Raw genomic sequence first — 18,665 nt, forward strand, 5'->3', positions numbered from 1 at the left:
GCGATCGCTAGGAGATCGATACGCAAAAACCCTCGTTGGGTGCTCTCAAGCGCCTGAAAAACACATCTTCCCGTGAATGGATCTCGCAACTCGGTGTCTTTCGCTCAGTCGTCGTCGTCCGGGAACGGCACCTCGATCAGGTCGCCGTCGTCCGGGAGGAGGCAGTCCCCGTCGAACGCCTCCCGAGCCTCGCGGACGATCGGCGACGCGTCGCCCGCGTATCGCGAGGAGATGTGGACGAGCGCGAGCCGTTTCGCGTTCGCGCGGGCTGCAATCGATCCCGCCTCTCGGCCGGTCGAGTGGGCGGTGTCTCGCGCGCGGTCGGCCATGTCGTCGGCGAAGGTGGCGTCGTGGACGAGAAGGTCGGCGTCGGCGGCGGCCTCGACGGTGCCCTCTCGCGGGCGCGTGTCGGCGGTGTAGGCGAACGTTCGGCCGGGTCGTGGCGGGCCGACGACCCGATCGGGCTCGACGACGGTCCCGTCCTCGGCCTCGACGGGCTCTCCCGAGTGAAGGCGGCCGAACTTCGGACCGACGGGGACGCCGAGCTCTTCCGCCTTCGGGCGGTCGAACCGCCCAGGACGGTCGTCTTCGTCGAGAACATACCCCTGCGAGCGGGTCCGGTGCTCCGTCTCGAAGGCGCGGACTTCGTAGCCGTCGGCGTCGAGCGCGACCTCGCCGGGGGCGACGGGCTCGATCCGGACGCGGAACGCGGGGTCGTGCCCGACCGCGTGCACGAGGTCACGGAGATCGCCGTCGGTTCCCGGCGGGCAGTGGATCGTCAGCGGCTCCGCCCGGTCGTTGAAGCCCAGCGTCTGAATCAGTCCGGGGATTCCGAGGACGTGATCGCCGTGGAGGTGCGAGACGAACAGGTGGTCGATGCCGAATCCGGTGCCGTACCGCATCATGCCGCGCTGGGTGCCCTCGCCGCAGTCGAAGAGGAGGCGGTCGCCCTCGCGGTTGACGAACAGTGCGCTCGGCGCGCGCTCGGTTGTCGGGACGGCACCGCCCGTCCCGAGGAAGGTGACGCGAAGGGACATACCGGTCCTGCGACCGGCGGCGATAAACTCCTTTCGAGGCACCGCTGTCCGCGGGGCGTCGGTCGAGGGGTTCACGGAGGCGGCCGCCGGTCGAAGCCGACATGTGTTCGCGCCCCCGAGATCAACCATGTACGAGTCGATCGCCGCGCTCGTCGATCAGGAGGGATGGCGCGCCGAGGGGGCCGCCGCGCGCGTCCACTACGACGGCGGCGGCGACAGAGTCGCGATCGAGTTCTACGCCGCCGCCGGCCGCGTCCTCTACTGGCGGGTGCCGTCTCGGTCCGACGCGAGCGGTGGTGCGAGCGACACCGACGCTCCCGCCAACGCCGACGCTCCCGCCAATGCCGACGCCGACGCCGACGTCGACGAGAAGAACCACACGGGCACCGCCGCGCCGATCCCTCGCGACGAGATTCCCGATCCGCTCCGCCGACGGATCCGCGAGGACCTCGACGCCGCGGGCGTCGACCCCGAAATCGAGCGGAAAAGCGTTTGACGCCCTTCCGTCCAGATCGATCCGAAGGAAACGCACTTCCCCGGGGACCCGGTAGTCTCGGTGATGAGTAGCGCCGAGTGGGACGAAGACGATCCGTTCGAGGAGCAGCGTGAGCAGGTCGAGAATCCGATGAAACGGCTGTTCCTCGCGTACGGCCGCGACTACATCCCGCAGGTCTCCGTCGGTATTCTCGCCAGCGTCTTCGCGCGCCTCCTCGATCTCCTTCCTCCGCTCATGCTCGGGATCGCCATCGACGCGGTGTTCTACGAGGACGCGACCTTCAGCGAACAGATCCCGCTCGTCGTGCTCCCCGACGCGTGGCTCCCGACCGGACAGACCGAGCAGTTCTGGTTCACCGTTTTCGTCATCGGCGGCGCGTTCGTCTTCGGTGCCGGGTTCCACTGGGTCCGTAACTGGGGGTTCAACGCCTTCGCCCAGCACATCCAGCACGACGTCCGCACCGACACCTACGACAAGATGCAGCGGCTGAACATGGAGTTCTTCTCCGACAAGCAGACGGGGGAGATGATGTCCATCCTCTCGAACGACGTGAATCGGCTCGAACGATTCTTAAACGACGGGATGAACTCCCTGTTCCGGCTGTCCGTGATGGTGGTCGGGATCGGCGTCCTACTGGTGTGGATCAACTGGCAGCTCGCCCTGGTCGCGCTGCTTCCGGTCCCCGTCATCGCCGGGTTCACGTACCTGTTCATCCGGGCCATCCAGCCGAAGTACGCCGCGGTGCGCTCGTCGGTCGGAACGATGAACTCCCGGCTGGAGAACAACCTCGGCGGCATCCAGGTTATCAAGTCGTCGAACACCGAGCCGTACGAGTCCGACCGCGTCGACGACGTCTCGATGGACTACTTCGACGCCAACTGGGACGCGATCCGGACCCGGATCACGTTCTTCCCGGCGCTCCGCGTGCTCGCGGGAATCGGGTTCGTGTGCACGTTCGTGGTCGGTGGGCTTTGGGTGTTTCAAGAGGCCCCGCCCGGGCCGTTCACCGGCGACCTCTCCATCGGAATGTTCGTCGTCTTCATCCTCTACACGCAGCGTTTCATCTGGCCGATGGCGCAGTTCGGACAGATCATCAACATGTATCAGCGCGCCCGCGCCTCCTCCGCGCGGATCTTCGGGCTGATGGACGAGCCCTCGCGGCTCGCCGAGGATCCGGACGCCGAGGAGCTGGTCGTCGACGACGGCGAGGTCGAGTACGATCACGTCTCGTTCGGCTACGACGAGGAGACCATCGTCGAGGACGTCGACTTCGCAGTCGACGGCGGCGAGACGCTCGCGCTGGTCGGTCCCACGGGCGCGGGCAAGTCGACGGTCCTCAAGCTCCTCCTCCGGATGTACGACGTCGACGAGGGAGCGATCCGGATCGACGGACAGGACGTTCGCGACGTGACGCTCAAATCGCTCCGGCAGTCGATCGGCTACGTCGGCCAGTCGTCGTACCTCTTTTACGGTACCGTCCGCGAAAACATCGCCTACGGCACGTTCGACGCGGACGACGAGGCGGTGCGCGAGGCCGCGGAGGCGGCCGAGGCGCACGAGTTCATCGAGAACCTCCCCGACGGCTACGACACGATGGTCGGCGAGCGCGGCGTGAAGCTCTCCGGCGGCCAGCGTCAGCGGATCACCATCGCACGGGCGGTGCTCAAGGACCCCGACATCCTGATCCTCGACGAGGCGACCTCCGACGTCGACACCGAGACGGAGATGCTGATCCAGCGCTCGCTCGACCGGCTCACCGCCGACCGGACGACGTTCGCCATCGCGCACCGCCTCTCCACGATCAAGGACGCCGACACGATTCTCGTGTTGGAGGGCGGCGAGGTCGTCGAACGCGGCACCCACGGGAAGCTGCTCGACAACGGGGGGCTGTACGCGCATCTCTGGGGCGTGCAGGCGGGCGAAATCGAAGAGCTGCCACAGGAGTTCATCGACCGGGCACAGGAGCGGACCGCGCGGCTTATCGAGGACGCCGAGAGCGACGACGACTGAGATCCGGAGGGCGACGACGACCGAGTCCTAGTTTTCTGCTTCCGACAGCTGACTCCAATCGCCCGCCGCGTCGACCGTCTCGTTTCCTCCGTCCCGGTCCCTTCCGCCCTCGTCCCCCGCGTCCGAGCGATACCCGACAACCGCCTCGTCGTCGAGTCCGTCGAGGATCGCGTCGCGGACCTCCCACGGCTCGGCGAACGTCGACTCCTCGGAGCGCTGGAGCGCGGACTCCAGCCGCTCGCTTCCCGCCGCGGTCTCCAGCTCGAATCCACCGTACTGCTCGACGAGCTCCCCGACCGACACCGGATACTGGTGCTCTCTGAGCGCCCGTTTCAGCGGGCCGAACGTCACCCCGTACGCCCGCGCGTGCTCCTCGGTCTCATTCCCCATGGTACCAGATCGGCGGGCGGGGAATTAATTCTCCCGACTGTGGCCCCAGCGCCTCCCGCTCGCCACTACCCGATCTCGCCCGGCTCCGTCCAATCTCGCCCGGCTCCGTCCGATCTCGCCCGGTTCCGTCCGATCTCGCCCGGTTCCGTCCGATCTCGCCCGGCTCCGTCCGATCTCGCCCGGTTCCGTCCGATCTCGCCCGGTTCCGTCCGATCTCGCCCGGCTCCGTCCGAACTCGTCCGGCTCCGTCCGGTTCCGCTCAGACCGTCGGCTATACGGTCCGTCCGGTCGACGACCAGGTATGCGACTCGCGGACGCCACCTGGACCGACGTGCGGGACGCCGACGTCGACGTCGCGTTCGTCCCCGTCGGCAGCACCGAACAGCACGGCCCCCACGCGCCGCTCGGCACGGACACGCTCGACGCGGTCGCGGTCGCGGAGGCGGGCGCGACAGCCTACGAGCCGGCGGCCGCCGGGGGCGACACCGCCGCGTCCGGCGATGTCGCCGTCGCCCCGCCGATCCCCGTCGGCGTCGCGGAGGAGCACCGCGCGTTCGACGGGACGATGTGGGTCTCACCGGACGTCTTCCGGGCGTACGTCCGCGAGGCCGCCGAATCGCTTCCGGCGCACGGGATCGACCGGATCGTGTTCGTCAACGGACACGGCGGCAACGTGGAGGCGCTCGCCGAGGTCGCCCGCCGGTTCTCGAGGGACGACGCCCACGACGGCTACGCGGTCGCGTTCACCTGGTTCGAAGCGGTCGGCGGGCACGCGGACGACATGGGCCACGCCGGCCCGCTGGAGACGGCGCTGCTGCGCGCGACGAACCCCGGCCTCGTCCGAGAGGACCGCGTCGCGGCCGCCGCCGAGGGGAGCGCGGATCGGTGGGGCGAGTGGGTTTCGGGGGTGAACCTCGCGCACGACTCCGACGAGTTCACCGACAACGGCGTTGTCGGCGATCCGACCGCCGGCGACGCGGCGCGCGGCGATGAGCTGCTCGCCCTCGCGAGCGGCGCACTCGTCGACCTCGCGTCGGCCGTCGTCGAGCGGGAAACGCGGTAGCTGCGGCGTCGCTACTCCTCGTCTTCCTCGCTCCCGCCGTCGCCCTCCTCCGCCGCGTCCTGGAGTGCGCCGCGGATCGCGGGCACGGTGCCGGTGAGCGAGGCGACCGCCTCGGCGGCGGATTCGATGTCGCCGACGAGCGACTCCAGTTCCTCAATCTCCGCTTTTAAATCGTCGGCGTCCTCGAAGGCGTCAGCGCGCTCGCCCAGCACGTACGCCTTCTTCGCCGACCGCACGCTGTCCATCGCGTCGCCGGCGTCGAGCGCGGACTTCAGCCCGTTGAGCGCGCCGAGCACGTTGTCCGCGTCCGTCTCCCAGACCGCGTCCGGATCGGGAAGCTCTGCGCGGGCGGCCGCAAGGTGCTCTTCGACCTCCGCGCGGGTCTCCGCGGCCGCCTCGCCGAACAGGTCGTCGTCGTCGAACGTGGACTGGCTCATACCCGATACGTCGTCCCGCCGCCTTTTAAAAACCCGCCCGAAAGCGAAAGTGAAACCCGACTCACCGCGGTGTCACGGCTCCGGTTCGCCGCGGACGGACGTTCAGTTCCGCTCCGGTTCGTCGTCGGGCTAGTCCTAGTTCGTCGCGGCGTTCAACTCCGGTTCGTCGCGGCATTCGTCACGGCTCGACGCTGAGCCCGATACGCGCTCTAACCGACTGACAGCGGCTCCAACTATTCAGAATCCGTATTTGACCCCTGAGAATCTCCCTGTTCTTTTATCAGCTCTGCGAGTGTTGTTGCTCGTATGTCATCACAGGAAGTCTCGCTGCGAAGCACGATCGGCGGCGTCTCGGTCGAAGGGAAACTGCACACGCTCAGCGTCTGGTTCATCCTCGCGCTCCGGTTGATGATCGGACTTGCGTTCTTCCAGAGCGGCCTCGATAAGGTCCTCAGCGGAGAGTTCAGCGCGGTCGGGTACCTCCAGAACGCGCCGGCCGCGAACGGGAGTCCGGCGGCCGGCCTGTTCGCCGCGATGGGAGAGAGCGCGTGGTTCGTCGAGTTCGTGAACGTCGCGGTGCCGTGGGGAGAGATCTTCATCGGACTCGGCGTGATCGTCGGGCTCCTCACGCGGCTCGCCGCGTTCTGGGGCGCGTTCATGATGCTCCTGTTCTACCTCGGCAACTGGGACATCTCGCACGGCTACATCAACGGCGACTTCGCGTACATGCTCGTGTTCCTCTCGGTCGCCGCGTTCGGGGCCGGGCGGATTCTCGGCCTCGACGCGTACGTCGAGGAATACGAGGTCGGCGGGCAACCGCTCGTCCAGCGGTACCCCTGGACTCGGTACTTCCTCGGCTGAGAGAGCCCGTCCGCTTTCATCGAGTCGAGCACTCGTCTCGCCGTCGCGCTTTCCTTCGTTCACCGTCGCGCTGCTTTCAGTTACCGTCGCGCTTTCCTTCGTTCACCGTCGCGCTGCTTTCAGTCACCGTCGCGCCGCTCTCCGCAGACTCCTCGTTCGCGACGAGGTCCTCGTACCGTGCGCCGGTCTGTTTCAGCGTTTCCGTCGAGTAGAGCCGCTCGTGGGGGAAGGGAAGGTGGTCGGCCGCCAACTCGTCTATCTTCGCGTCGACCGCCTCGGCCTCGCGGCCGTGGATCATCGTGAACAGATTGTACTCCCAGTTCTGCTTCGGGCGGCGCGGGCGGTGATAACACAGCGTGACGTACGGGAGGCTCCCGACCGCCTCGCCGAGCCGATCGAGATCGTTGTCGGGCACGTCCCAGACCACCATGCAGTTGTTCGTGAACCCGGTGACGACGTGGTTGACGACGCAACCGATCCGCTTGATGCACCCGCCCGCGAGCAGGCGCTCGACCGCCGCGAGTACGTCGTCGAGAGGTGCGTCGATCTCGTCCGCCACGTCGGCGTAGGGGGTCGCAGACAGCGGGAAGCCGTTCTGTATCGTCAGGAGGAGGTCGGCGTCGAGGGGTGCGAGGTCGCCGCGGGCGTCCTCAGAGATGCGCGTCGCGGAGACCGCCGTCTCGGACGCTCGCAAACCGCTTCGTTCCCCGCTCGCGGATTCCGAGGCGCGAAGCACCTCGCCCGACTCCCTCGCGAACCGATCAGCGTTGACCACGGGAAACTCCAGGTCGATGTAGTAGTCCGTGAGCATCGGGAGGTTCAGCACCGCACAGCCGGTTCGTTCCTCGATCTCCGCGAGGATCGCGTCGCGCCGCTCGCGGGATCCCGCGGTGACGACGAACCACTGGTTCCACTCGTGATCGCGGCGGTAGTTGTGGTTCACCTGCCGGTAGCCGTTGATCACCTCGGCGATTTCGTCGAACCGGTCCTCGGGCGCTCGCACCGCCGCCAGCGTCGACGACCCGATGACCGGTGGGTTGAGCACCGCCCCGAACCGCCGGAACACGCCCCGCTCCCGGAGGTCGCGGACGCGGTCGAGGACCTCGTCGGCGTCGACGTCGACGCCCGTCTCCGCGGCGACCTCGAAGGCGACGCGCTCGAACGGGCGCTCCTCGACGGGAAAACCGCTCTGGTAGTCGTCGATGAGCGCGGCGTCGACCGCGTCGATCCCGGCCCGCCAGTCGGCGTCCAGACTCATTGTGCCGGATAAGGACCCCCGCGTACGTACGGGTTTCGGAGCCCCGCCGCAGCCGTGTGAGGGGCGAACTCAGTCGTCAGCGGGCCTCGGTGGGGTTCTCGAACGCCCGCGCGCTCGCTTCGAACTGCGCCGTCGAGCACCCGCCCACGGTCGCAGCCTGTTCGAGCGTCAGGGTGCGAGAGCGATACAGCGTCAGCGCGGTCGCCACGGATTTGGACGTCATCGGATACATTCTTCTACTAGGTGGACGAATATATAACTCTAGCGCTATTAGAGATTTAGCAAGGCATCTTATCAGAGTATAGTTAGACGAATGTAGTTAAAAACATTTTAAAAAGAAACATTCGTTTTCACATCGCATGGGGATGTGTATCACGGAACGGCTGAGTGGGGTCAGTCGATTCGGCTTCGTCGTTCGCGCGCGCTCACGTCTTGACGGAGGGAGCGGTATCTGACGGACGGGATGGTATCGTCGGTCGGAACGTATCTCTGTCTTCGGCGGGCAGCGTTCCGGCGGCCGGTTCCCGCCGCGCGGGAGTCGAGCGAGGGACTTTTCGTTCGGAGCCCCAAACGACGCCTATGGCTCAGGCGACTCAGGAGTTCGGCGACTGGCCCCTCAAGCGGCTGATGACCGACGTCTGCGGTTCCGGTCACAAGTCGGCAGACGACCTGACGGGCGCGCAGGCGACCGAGGCGTTCGAGCGCATCCTGGCGGACGAGCCCGACCCGACGACGCTCGGGGCGTTCTGGCTCGCGAACCGCTGGAAGCGAAACACGCCCGAGGAGCTGGGCGCGTACGTCGACGTCATGTGCGAGCGCGTCGAGTACGCCGAACCCGACGCCGACCCAGTCGACTGCGGCGCGAACTACGACGGCAAGGGACGCACCGCGATCCTGGGCGTCGCCGCGGGCGTCGTCGCGGCCGCCGCGGGCACCCCCGTCGTCGTCCACTCCGGCGACCGCGTCCCCACGCAGAAGCAGGACGCGTACAAACACGTCCTCGACGAACTTGGCGTCCACACCGAACTGACACCCTCGGACTCCGCCGACATGGTCGACGAGACCGGTTTCGGCTTCTACTACCAGCCCGCGTTCAACCCCGCGATCGATGACCTGTTCGACCGCCGGGACCAGATGGGCGTCCGCACGTTCGTCAACACCATCGAGACGCTGGCGAACCCCGCCGGTGCGTCGGTCCACCTCGGCTCCTTTTACCACCTCGCGTTCGCAAAGAAGGTCGTCGACACGTTCGTCGCGAGCGAGTTCCACGACCTCGACCGCGTCCTCATGTTCCAGGGGATGGAGGGGTACGACGACGTCCGCCCCGGGTACACCAAGGTCGCCGAGTGGGAAGCGGCGGGCGACGGCGACGACGCGAGCGGAACCCCCGGCGACGCCGGCAGCGAGGGCGCGTCCTTCGACGACTTCGACATCGAGACCGCCGAGTACGGGATGGACTTGGAGGAAGCCGACCTCGCGGTCGACGACGTCGCGACGGAGTCGGCCGCCATCACCGAGGCGGTCCTCGCCGGCGAGCGCGACGGCCCCTTCGCCGACGCGATCGCGGTCAACGCCGCCCTCCGGATCTACGCCCGCGAGGACGCCGACTCGATCGAGGAGGGTCTCGACGTGGCCCGCGCCGCCATCGACGACGGCTCGGCGCGGGCTGTGCTCGAAGCACTCCGCGAGTTCTGAGACCGGCAGCACCTTCGCTACTGTTTCTGCCGACGGACCTGCAGAAAATGACACATTCTACCCCGTGTGCGGTCAGTACAGGGCACTCACGGATCGCTCACTACAGCCCACTGTGGATCTACCCGTACCTGCGGTGGGGTGGTGATTTTTATTTGCATAGATGACACAGTAGCGATAATGTATCGAAAGACGGTAGAAGTACGGGGGACGGCAGTTGAGGAGTTGCCGGAGTCACTGCACAATTCCCTCCGTGAGGCCGACGGGAAAGAGGAGAAAACGGTACAGCTGGGTGGGTCACTGTACGGGAGTTCAGATCAGAACGACGGGAAATCCGTAGTGAGACATTCGGGCAATGGATTTGAAGTCATCGTAGCCGAACAGTACTACTTGCGGACGAATTCGGACCTCCAAGTGACGATCGTGATTGAGCGGAAAGCCACGGATCAGGCGTCTGTGACGGTGATCGCAGGTGGCGGCGCAACCGGACTGGGGCCTCTGAGCTGGGACTTGGGTTCGGAATCGGCTCAAACCGATACTATCGTTTCTATGCTCGAAGACGTGTGCGACCAGTTGGGTTTGTCGATCGACCCAGACGAACGGTAGTGCTATTTCTCCAGAACCATCTGTAGTTCCGTAGAATATACGCCTTGCCTCTACTACGTTCGCACTCTTCAGCGAGCGGCTGTTTCGTCCTGTCTTGTGTATAAAAAAGTGTTACAACGGTGCCAAACGGGCGACAATAGCGGCAGCACCGATCGGCCGAGACGCGCATTCTCTCATAAATCCCGATCCGGCGCGGGGGGCATCGAGCGCTTGTGGGCGCTGCGCTCGACGAGTTCGACCACTCTGTCGACGGCCGCCTCCGGTACGCCCAACTCCCGCACCGTCGCCGCTCGGGAGAGACCGCCGTCGACGTGGACCGCCAGGATGGCGTCGACGGTGTCGTAGTCGAAGCCCATCTCGTCGGCGTCGGTCTGGCCTTCCCACATGCCCGCGGTCGGCTCCTGCATCACGAGGTCGCGCGGGACGCCGACGTGCGCGGCCAGCTGGCGGACCTGCTGTTTGTACAGATTCCCGATCGGGTTGCAGTCGACGGCCTGATCGCCGTACTTCGTGAAGTACCCCGTCATCGCCTCCGCGCGATTCCCCGTCCCGAGCACGACCCGGTTTTCCGCGTTGGCGACGAAGTAGTTCAGCACCGCACGGGTCCGGACGTAGACGTTCCCGCCGGCCATCCGGTCGTCTGCGGCCTCCGGAACCGCCTCGAAGACGGCCTCGGCGATCGGCTGGATCTCGACCACGTCGTACTCGATCCCGAGGTCGCGGGCGACGCGCTCGGCGTCACTCATCACGTCCGGGTCGTTCACCTCGGCGGGCATGGTGATCCCGTGGAGGCCGTCCTCGCCGAGCGCCTCGACGGCGAGGTGCGCCGTCAGCGTCGAGTCGATCCCGCCGGAGAGACCGAGGACGGCACCCTCCGCGCCCGCGTCGTCGACGAGATCCGCGATGAAGGAGACGACGCGCTCGCGGGTCGCCTCCAGTTCCGACTGGGAGAGGCGGAGGTCGAGCGGCGGGTCGTCCGACAGCAGTACCGACTGATCCGGCGTCTGGCTCATGCGCGAATCGACGGCGCGAGGAGACTAATATCTCCCCGTTGCCTCGAGGAACTGGACGCGCGTCGGGTTCTGCGACGCCCAACCGCATCGACCCGCCGTTACTTCTCGCCGCTCCTACGAACTCCCTATAAAAACCCCTCCTCTTTGGCCAGCAGCAACCCCTCCAGCGTCGCGTCGTTCGTCGGCGGCTCCCTGGCGATCGCCAGCGCCTCGTCGATCGGGACCGTCCGCGGGACGAGGAACTCGTTGCTATCGTGGTCGACGTCGACGGGCTCCAAGCCCTCGGCGAACACGTAGCCGCGCTTGTGGCGCAACACGCCGGTCGAACACCACACCTCTTGAAGCAGCGCGGTCGACGACGGGGCGAAGCCGGTCTCCTCGGCGAGCTCGCGAGCGCCGGCGGCGGTGTACGACTCGCCGGGCTCGACGATTCCGGCGGGGAGTTCGAGCTGGGTGTTCCGGACGGTCGGCCGGTACTGCTCGACGAACAGCACTCGGTCGTCGGCGACCGCGACCACCACCGTCGCGGGCGACAGCTCCGCCCAGTAGTAGTTCTTCTCCGATCCGTCGGGCTGCTCCACGCGGTCGTACCCGCCGACGAACCAGCCGGGGTCGTACTCGACGGCGACCTCCCGGACCGGCCACTCCGGCTCGCCCGGCAGCGAGTGGGTCCGCCCGTCGGAGAAGGCGGGGAGGTCGGCGAGGTCGGCGGCGGGAGCGTCGCCGTCGTCGATCGCTTCGTTCGGAGCCGACGAATCAGTTTCCTCGTCGCTCACGGCCGTCTCACCTCGACGTCGTACGTCTCGCCCTCATAGCTCACGCGGACGCCGTCCTCGGTCGCCGCCTCCGGCATCTGCTGGGCGAGCGCGTCCACCTCGTCGAAGGGCGTGTGGGTGAACCACTCTTTCATCCCGTATGGGCCCGTCTGGTAGCCGTCCGAGCGGCCGTCCTCGCTCGTGAGCGCGCCCGTGAGGTACGGGTACCGGCGGTCGGTGACGTTGTTCACGTCGACCGCATCCCCGTCCGTCTCGATCGGCTCGGCGGTGAGGTAATAGGGGTCGCCGCTGCCGAGGTAGCTCGGAAGCGCGCCCAACGCGAGCAGCGCGACGACGACCAGCGCGATGGCGACCACGAGGTTCCGGGTGACCCGGCGCATGGACGACCTAGTCGCCGACGCGGAATACCGGTTTCGACCGGAACGGGGCGGCCCTGTCCCCACCTCTGCCACCGCCTTCGCCCTCGCCATCGCCGCCGTCGACGCGCTTTACTCCGCGGCGCTCCTCGACGCACCATGGAGTTCCGGTTCGAGCTGTCGCTTTGCGCCGCGCTCGAATCCCCGGACCGCGTCGTCTCCCGCCAGCTCGGTTCCGGGATCACGAACCCCGGCGGTCGGATCGTCGACGTCTGCGTGCTGACGCCCGGTCCGGAGTTCGACCGGCGCGCGGCGATCACCCCCGAGCGGATCCCGGCTCCCGCGATCGAGGCGTCGATCGGCCCCGGAGAGGCGGTCCCCGTCGCCGACGCGTTCGACCTCCCGCCCGACCGGGCCGCCGCGATCGTCGACCGCGCGGTCGACGTGGGATTCCTCGAACGCGAGCGCCGCGACGGTCGTCCCGTCGTCCGCGCGGCCGCCAGATACCCCGATAACTGGATCGGATCGCTAACCGCGATCGAGAACAAGCCCGACCTCGGGACGCCCGGTGATCTCGCGGCGCAACTGCGGTACGACGCCGCGCTCGGACTGTTCGACGAGGTGGTGCTCGCGACCGCCTCGTACGTCACCCGCGCGCACCTCAACCGGATACCCGACGCGATCGGCGTCTGGCGGTTCGACCCCGGGACGGGAGAGCGAGAGATCATCCGGGAACCCGAGCCGCTGACCCCCGATGAGCCCGGCGTCGAAGTCAGGGAGGAGCGCGCCCTCCGAACCGACGTGGCGTTTGTCGATCCGAGCGCGAAGGCCAGAAAGCGGTGCCGGATCGCCGAGCGCGCGTACGGGAAGGGATGGCGACCGACGCCGCCCGGCTGCTCGCACGCGATCGCGACCGAAGACGGTCGCCCGTACTGCGAGTGCTTCGCCCGGGTGATCGATCCGGGACGCGACTGCGGCGTCGACTGCGCCGCGTACGACGCTGCCGACCCGCCGGAGACCGGCGCTCCCCGGCTTCGCGACGAGCGGACCGCGTGGGTCGCCGATCCGGACGGTGATGGACCTCGCCAGCAGTCGGGACTCTCGCGGTTTCTCTGACCGTCACACGCTTCGATCGGTTCGTGCGGAGTCCTCAGGAACCTACGTAGGAACGTTTTATACGCTGACGCCGGAACGTACGCCCATGGATGACATCGATGACGTGTTCGTCGCGCGGTTGATGACGAGCGAACTCCACACGGTCACTCCGGACACGCTTGTCGAGGACGCCGCGGCCGTGCTGCTCGACAACGACATCAGCTCGGCGCTGGTCGTCGACGACGACGGAGCCTTGGTCGGCATCCTCACCACGACCGACTTCGTCGACATCGTCGCCAAGAGCCAGCCGAAAGCCGAAACCACCGTCGAGCGGTACATGACCCCGGACCCGCTCACGGCCGGCGCACAGGACTCCGTCTCGGCGGTCGCGGCGACGATGGTCGAACACGGCATCCACCACGTCCCGGTCGTCGACGGCGACGCTCCCATCGGGATCATCACGACCTCCGACTTCGCGGCGTACGTTTCCGCGCCGGAGACGCTGTCGCCGTAGAGGGCGCGCTTCTCACTTCCCGACGCTCTCGATTCTCGTCCGCGACCACGACAAGTCCCGCCACTTTCTGGGGGGTAATACGTTCGGATCGCTTACGGTCTCCCATGCCCGATCGGCTGCACCTGAATCTCTTCACGATGGCCTCCGTCGAGCACGTCTCGCCGGGATCGTGGGCCTACCCCGGCGATCGATCTCCGGGATACGCGGACCGCGAGTACTGGACTGAGGTCGCCCGAACCGCCGAACGCGGCGGCTTCGACGCGGTGTTCTTCGCTGACGTCCGCGGGGTCTACGACGTGTACGGCGACGACCGAGAGGTCGCCGTCGAGAAGGCGGTCCAGACGCCCGCGAACGACCCGCAGCTCCTCGTCCCCGCGATGGCGGAGGTCACGGAGGACCTCGGGTTCGCCGTGACGCGCTCGACGACGTACACCCACCCGTACCAGCTCGCGCGAGAGTTCTCCACGCTCGATCACCTTACCGACGGTCGGATCGCGATCAACGTCGTCACCTCCTACCTGCAGTCGGCGGCCGAGAACCTCGGACTCGACGAGCGGATGGACAAGGAAACGCGGTACGACCGCGCCGACGAGTTCCTCGACGTGTGCTACGCGCTCTGGGAGGATTCTTGGGAGGACGACGCCGTCGAGATCGACCGGGAGAGCGGAAGATACGCGAATCCCGCGAAGGTTCACGCGATCGACCACGTCGGTGACCACTTTTCCGTGCCGGGACCGCACGGCTGTGAGCCCTCCCCGCAGCGGACGCCGGTCATCTATCAAGCCGGATCGTCGGACCGCGGACGGGAGTTCGCCGCCGCGAACGCCGAGGCGGTCTTCGCCAGCCAGCCTACCGAGGCGGGCGTTCGCGAGTACATGCGGGACGTGAAATCCCGCGCGGCCGACCACGGGCGGGACCCCGAGCGCCTCCGATTTTTCATCGGTGTCGTCCCGATCGTCGGCGAAACGGAGGCGGCGGCCGAGGCGAAACACGACGCGTACGCGGCTCACGTCGACGTCGAGGCGACGCTCGCGCTCCTCTCCGGGTTTCTCGACATGGACCTCTCGGAGATCGATCCCGACCGGAAAGTCGAGCACATCGAAACTGACGCGATCCAGGGTACCATGAACGCGTTCACGAGGTCCCAACCCGACCGCGACTGGACCGTCCGCGAGGTCGCGGAGTTCTGCGGGCTCGGCACCACCTCCCCGACGATCGTCGGCACCCCGGAGCAGGTCGCCGACGAACTGGCGTACTGGCACGAGGAGGTCGGCGTCCACGGATTCAACGTGAAGGAGATCGTCCGTCCCGACTCGCTGACCGACTTCGTGGACCTCGTCGTTCCCGAGCTTCGCGAGCGCGGCCTTGTCTCGGATCCGAAGTCGGCCGGCGGAAGCGGGGGGAGACGCGCGAGCGGGACGAACTGGGGAAGCGGACGGAGCCGCCGGAGCGGGACGAGCTGCGGGAATCGCGGCGGTAGCACCCTCCGCGAGCGTCTCCTCGGTACCGGACGGGCCCGGCTTCACGATGACCACCCGGCCAGGCGAGAGCCCGCGTCCGAGCGGTAGACGGATTCCCGCTGGCGGCCGGACTCCACCGGATCCCACCGGACCCCCCACCTGCGGTCCCTACCGGACATCCCGAAGGCACCGTCACCGTCTGCGACGACAACTCTGCCGCCCCCGGCACGCTTAAGTAGATTCCACCGATCGATTCAGGTGACGCTTCGCTTGGAGGGCCGAAGCGTCAGCGGGGACCTACTGAACGACACGCTCGTGCCACCTTTTCCCGGCACGGGCGTGCCGTTCTTCCTTTCGTACCCGAGAGTCGCTGCTTCGCTAGCCTCGCGTCAGAGTCCCTCGCCCTGATACTCCCCCTCGTAGGTCCCCTCGTGGTCGGCGCGAGCGAAGACCATCTGTGCGATCCGCGCGCCCTGCTCGATCTCGATGGCGTGGCCGACGTCGAGGCGTCCCTCGCCGACGCCCTCGTAGCCCGCGTCCCAGACCGCGGTGTCGAGCGTGCACGAGTTTCGCAGCAGCGTCGACCTCGGGAGCACGAACCCGATCCGCTCCTCGGGGATCCGTACCGGCTCGCCGTACCTGACCACGTACGTGCCGGGACCGAGCCGATACCTCCCGTCCTCGGCAGCGACCTCCTCGCGATCGCCGACGCGCTTCCCGTTCCGGCTGACGACCCCCGCCTCCGCCTGTTCGAAGACAGCGCCGAGCGTGAGATCCACGCCGTTTGGCTGTCGCTGCGCGTCGTCCAGCTCCGCACCCCCCGCTTCGAGCGCCGCGGCGACCGCCGTTCCCGAATCGTACATACCCGACCGAATCCGCGGGCGAGACTAAACGGTGTCGACCCCCGTGCCCGGCATCGATGTCCGCGGAGCGACCACACGGCGGAAGTCCTCGAACGGCCGATATTCGCCTTTATGGGCCTTATACTCTCCTTACGATCGATCGTGACATGCTGAATGATACCGTAGCATTTACGGACCAATTATTGCCAGCTCGGCCGATCTAACACGGTCGATCTTTCGGGAAACTCGCGGGTTTTATATCCACGGGAGAGCCAACTTCGGATGATATGGGACAAACGATTACGGAGAAGATCCTCGATGACCATCTCGTCGAGGGCGAGCTGACGCCCGGCGAGGAGATCGGCATCGAGATAGACCAGGTGCTGACGCAGGACACGACCGGGACGATGGTGTGGCTCCAGTTCGAGGCGCTGGACCTCGACGAGGTTCAGACGGAGTTGGCCGCGCAGTACTGCGACCACCAGACGTATCAGTTCGACTTCAAGAACACCGACGACCACCGCTTCCTCCGCTCGGCGGCCGGCACGTACGGCGCGTACTTCTCTCGACCCGGCAACGGCATCTGCCACCAGGTCCACAAGGAGAACTTCGCCGCGCCCGGCAAGACACTGCTCGGCTCCGACTCGCACACGCCGACTCCCGGCGGACTCGGCCAGCTCGCGATCGGTGCCGGCGGGCTCGACATCGCCGTCGCCATGGGCGGCGGCCCCTACTACGTCGAGATGCCGGAAGTCGTCAACGTCCACCTCGACGGCGAGCTCCCCGAGTGGGCGACCGCCAAGGACGTCGCGCTCCACCTGCTGGGCGAGCTGACGGTCAAGGGCGGCGTCGGCAAGATCTTCGAGTACACCGGGCCGGGAGCCGAGAAGCTCACGATCCCCGAGCGGACGACGATCACGAACCTCGGCACCGAGCTCGGCGCGACCTCTTCTATCTTCGCGACCGACGAGAAGACCAAAGACTGGCTCGCGCGCCAGGACCGCGAGGAGGAGTACGTTGACCTCCAACCCGACGACGACGCGGAGTACGCGGAGACGATCGAGGTCGACCTTGGCGACCTCGAACCGCTCGTCGCCGCCCCGTCGATGCCCGACAACGTCGCCCCCGTCAGCGAGTACGAGGGCACCGACGTCGAGCAGGTCATCGTCGGATCCTGTACGAACGGTGCCTACGAGGACATCCTCCCCAGCGCGAAGATGCTGGAGGGACGCGAGGTCGCCAAGCAGACCGAGATGATCGTCGCGCCCGGTTCCAAGCAGGCCTCCGAGATGCTGGCCCGCGAGGGCTGGACCGCGGAGATGATGGCGGCCGGCGTCAACTTCTCCGAGGCGACGTGCGGTGCCTGTATCGGCATCGGCCACGTGCCCGCCTCCGACTCCGTCTCGCTGCGTACCTTCAACCGCAACTTCGAGGGCCGCTCGGGCATCGAGGACGACTCCGTCTTCCTCTGCTCGCCCGAGGTCGCCACCGCGGCGGCCATCACGGGCAAGATCGTCGACCCGCGCGACCTCGCCGACGACCTCGGCGACCTCGAAGCGCCCGGGCTGGAGATGGGGACGAAGTACGGCCCCGGCATGGGTCAGGACGACTCCGACATCATCTCGCCCGACGAGGCGATCGACGACGGGCTCGTCAAGGGCCCGAACATCGGCGACGTGCCGCTCAAGGACGGGATCGACGTGGACGGCGGCGAGGCCCTCCTCAAGATGGAGGACAACATCACCACCGACCACATCATCCCGGCGACCGCGGACATCCTGAAGTACCGCTCTAACATCGAGAAGCTCTCCGAGTTCACGCTCTCTCGCGTCGACGACACGTTCGCGCAGCGCTCGCTCGACGCCGACGGCGGCGTCCTCGTGGCCGGCGAGAACTACGGACAGGGCTCCTCGCGCGAGCACGCGGCCCTCTGTCCGATGTATCTCGGCATCGAGGCCGTGTTCGCACAGAGCTTCGCCCGCATCCACAAGGCGAACCTGTTCAACTTTGGTATCGTCCCGCTCGCTATCGACGCGGAGACGTACGAGAAGATCGACCAGGGCGACGACCTCGAAATCGTCGACGACGTGCCCGCGGGCGTCCGCTCCGGGCAGGAGGAGTTCACCGTGAGCGTCAACGGCGACTGGGAGTTCACGGCCGACCTCGACGCCTCCGAGCGCGAGCGTGACATCCTCGCGGCCGGCGGCAAGCTCTCGTGGGTCAAACGGCAGCACTCCGACGGCGGCTCCGGCGCAGCGCCGGCCGACGACTGAGCGCTCGCGATCCCGCGAGAGGCGGTCATCTCGGATATCCCTCTTCTCCGTTTTCCGCTGCTACCACTCTTCAGTCGTAGCGGTGTGGAACTGCAGAGCGCTGCCGTTGACGGTTTGTTTGATCGCGGGAAAATGGATCTCATTGCGGTACAGTAGATATTTATAAGTGAATGAGTGGTGTTGCCGTCGGCTGTTTATATAACGTTGCTGACGCGGTGAATCGCTGTGTTTCTGGCGTTGGTTGCTTATAAGTGATTGTTGCTGGCGCGGTGAACACTCACAAAGCCCCAGCCGCGAGGCGCGGAGCGCCTCTGGCAGCCGGCGGCAGAGCCGCCGGCGACTGCCCCTTTGAGTCCCCCTCCCCGCACAGCACCACCGGAAGACGATCGCCTCGCTCCGCTCGGCGCTGCGACTTCCGTACTCCCGCTCGCTCTACTCGCGGGACCGCACCCGCACCTCACGCCTCCCCAACCTCGCCGCGGGCGC

At 67.0% G+C, this 18,665-nt stretch carries 18 protein-coding genes and 1 pseudogene; 10 read left to right on the forward strand and 9 right to left on the reverse strand.

All coding sequences use genetic code 11. The features are described from left to right. Positions 1-104 precede the first annotated feature (104 nt). Complete coding sequence (gene rnz, locus ACFQEY_RS09335; protein WP_379767645.1) at positions 105-1,037, reverse strand: ribonuclease Z; 933 nt, start codon at positions 1,035-1,037, stop codon at positions 105-107. 127 nt (positions 1,038-1,164) lie between these two features. On the opposite strand from rnz, the gene ACFQEY_RS09340 reads away from it, so the two are divergent. Continuing rightward, entirely contained in the window at positions 1,165-1,533 is a 369-nt protein-coding gene (locus ACFQEY_RS09340; RefSeq protein WP_379767648.1) for a DUF7538 family protein, read from the forward strand. 63 nt (positions 1,534-1,596) lie between these two features. Beyond that, entirely contained in the window at positions 1,597-3,543 is a 1,947-nt protein-coding gene (locus ACFQEY_RS09345) for an ABC transporter ATP-binding protein (RefSeq protein ID WP_379767651.1), read from the forward strand. Between the two features lie 27 nt (positions 3,544-3,570). Here ACFQEY_RS09345 and ACFQEY_RS09350 read toward each other — a convergent pair whose 3' ends face one another. Then, on the reverse strand, positions 3,571-3,933 hold the full coding sequence (locus ACFQEY_RS09350) for a DUF5789 family protein (RefSeq protein ID WP_379767654.1): 363 nt from the start codon (positions 3,931-3,933) through the stop codon (positions 3,571-3,573). 301 nt (positions 3,934-4,234) lie between these two features. Between ACFQEY_RS09350 and ACFQEY_RS09355 the strand changes: the two genes are divergently transcribed. Further along, on the forward strand, positions 4,235-4,996 hold the full coding sequence (locus ACFQEY_RS09355; protein ID WP_379767657.1) for a creatininase family protein: 762 nt from the start codon (positions 4,235-4,237) through the stop codon (positions 4,994-4,996). Positions 4,997-5,007: 11 nt separating this feature from the next. Here the strand turns inward: ACFQEY_RS09355 and ACFQEY_RS09360 are convergent, their stop codons facing one another. Next, the gene (locus tag ACFQEY_RS09360; RefSeq protein WP_379767660.1) at positions 5,008-5,433 is read right to left on the reverse strand and encodes a DUF5790 family protein; all 426 of its coding nucleotides are present in this window, start codon (positions 5,431-5,433) and stop codon (positions 5,008-5,010) included. A gap of 306 nt (positions 5,434-5,739) precedes the next feature. On the opposite strand from ACFQEY_RS09360, the gene ACFQEY_RS09365 reads away from it, so the two are divergent. After that, positions 5,740-6,294 (forward strand): DoxX family protein, encoded by a 555-nt coding sequence (locus ACFQEY_RS09365; protein ID WP_379767663.1) that lies wholly within the window; start codon positions 5,740-5,742, stop codon positions 6,292-6,294. Positions 6,295-6,370: 76 nt separating this feature from the next. Here ACFQEY_RS09365 and ahbB read toward each other — a convergent pair whose 3' ends face one another. Together ahbB and ACFQEY_RS09375 are read right to left on the reverse strand one after the other, a co-directional pair. Beyond that, positions 6,371-7,552, reverse strand: coding sequence for a siroheme decarboxylase subunit beta (gene ahbB / locus ACFQEY_RS09370; protein ID WP_379767666.1), 1,182 nt, complete (start codon positions 7,550-7,552; stop codon positions 6,371-6,373). Between the two features lie 69 nt (positions 7,553-7,621). Beyond that, positions 7,622-7,775 (reverse strand): annotated as a pseudogene (locus ACFQEY_RS09375) (DUF7317 family protein). Between the two features lie 356 nt (positions 7,776-8,131). Between ACFQEY_RS09375 and ACFQEY_RS09380 the strand changes: the two are divergent. Then, the gene (locus tag ACFQEY_RS09380; protein WP_379767669.1) at positions 8,132-9,247 is read left to right on the forward strand and encodes an anthranilate phosphoribosyltransferase; all 1,116 of its coding nucleotides are present in this window, start codon (positions 8,132-8,134) and stop codon (positions 9,245-9,247) included. Between the two features lie 177 nt (positions 9,248-9,424). Then, positions 9,425-9,850: a hypothetical protein gene (locus tag ACFQEY_RS09385; RefSeq protein WP_379767672.1), complete on the forward strand. Its 426-nt coding sequence runs from the start codon at positions 9,425-9,427 to the stop codon at positions 9,848-9,850. A 173-nt stretch (positions 9,851-10,023) separates the two neighbouring features. On the opposite strand, the gene ACFQEY_RS09390 is transcribed toward ACFQEY_RS09385, so the two are convergent. From ACFQEY_RS09390 to ACFQEY_RS09400, 3 genes are all read right to left on the reverse strand, one after another. Next, positions 10,024-10,863 (reverse strand): NAD+ synthase, encoded by an 840-nt coding sequence (locus ACFQEY_RS09390; protein WP_379767675.1) that lies wholly within the window; start codon positions 10,861-10,863, stop codon positions 10,024-10,026. Positions 10,864-10,988: 125 nt separating this feature from the next. Continuing rightward, positions 10,989-11,597 (reverse strand): NUDIX hydrolase, encoded by a 609-nt coding sequence (locus tag ACFQEY_RS09395; protein WP_379767967.1) that lies wholly within the window; start codon positions 11,595-11,597, stop codon positions 10,989-10,991. Positions 11,598-11,635: 38 nt separating this feature from the next. Next, positions 11,636-12,019 (reverse strand): hypothetical protein, encoded by a 384-nt coding sequence (locus tag ACFQEY_RS09400; protein ID WP_379767677.1) that lies wholly within the window; start codon positions 12,017-12,019, stop codon positions 11,636-11,638. Between the two features lie 135 nt (positions 12,020-12,154). On the opposite strand from ACFQEY_RS09400, the gene ACFQEY_RS09405 reads away from it, so the two are divergent. The 3 genes from ACFQEY_RS09405 to ACFQEY_RS09415 all read left to right on the forward strand — a co-directional run bounded on the left by ACFQEY_RS09405 (position 12,155) and on the right by ACFQEY_RS09415 (position 15,172). Continuing rightward, positions 12,155-13,111 (forward strand): DUF5787 family protein, encoded by a 957-nt coding sequence (locus ACFQEY_RS09405; RefSeq protein WP_379767680.1) that lies wholly within the window; start codon positions 12,155-12,157, stop codon positions 13,109-13,111. An 85-nt stretch (positions 13,112-13,196) separates the two neighbouring features. Continuing rightward, positions 13,197-13,604 carry a CBS domain-containing protein gene (locus ACFQEY_RS09410; RefSeq protein WP_379767683.1) on the forward strand — a complete coding sequence of 136 codons (408 nt, stop codon included), beginning with the start codon at positions 13,197-13,199 and terminating at the stop codon, positions 13,602-13,604. A 104-nt stretch (positions 13,605-13,708) separates the two neighbouring features. Next, positions 13,709-15,172 carry an LLM class flavin-dependent oxidoreductase gene (locus ACFQEY_RS09415; protein ID WP_379767686.1) on the forward strand — a complete coding sequence of 488 codons (1,464 nt, stop codon included), beginning with the start codon at positions 13,709-13,711 and terminating at the stop codon, positions 15,170-15,172. 281 nt (positions 15,173-15,453) lie between these two features. Here the strand turns inward: ACFQEY_RS09415 and ACFQEY_RS09420 are convergent, their stop codons facing one another. Then, a complete protein-coding gene (locus ACFQEY_RS09420; protein WP_379767689.1) occupies positions 15,454-15,927 on the reverse strand; it encodes a deoxyuridine 5'-triphosphate nucleotidohydrolase in 474 nt (157 codons plus the stop codon). 266 nt (positions 15,928-16,193) lie between these two features. On the opposite strand from ACFQEY_RS09420, the gene ACFQEY_RS09425 reads away from it, so the two are divergent. Next, positions 16,194-18,179, forward strand: coding sequence for an aconitate hydratase (locus tag ACFQEY_RS09425; RefSeq protein WP_379767692.1), 1,986 nt, complete (start codon positions 16,194-16,196; stop codon positions 18,177-18,179). Positions 18,180-18,665 lie beyond the last annotated feature (486 nt).

The organism is Halorubrum trueperi (assembly GCF_042662525.1).
Taxonomy (GTDB): Archaea; Halobacteriota; Halobacteria; order Halobacteriales; family Haloferacaceae; genus Halorubrum; species Halorubrum trueperi.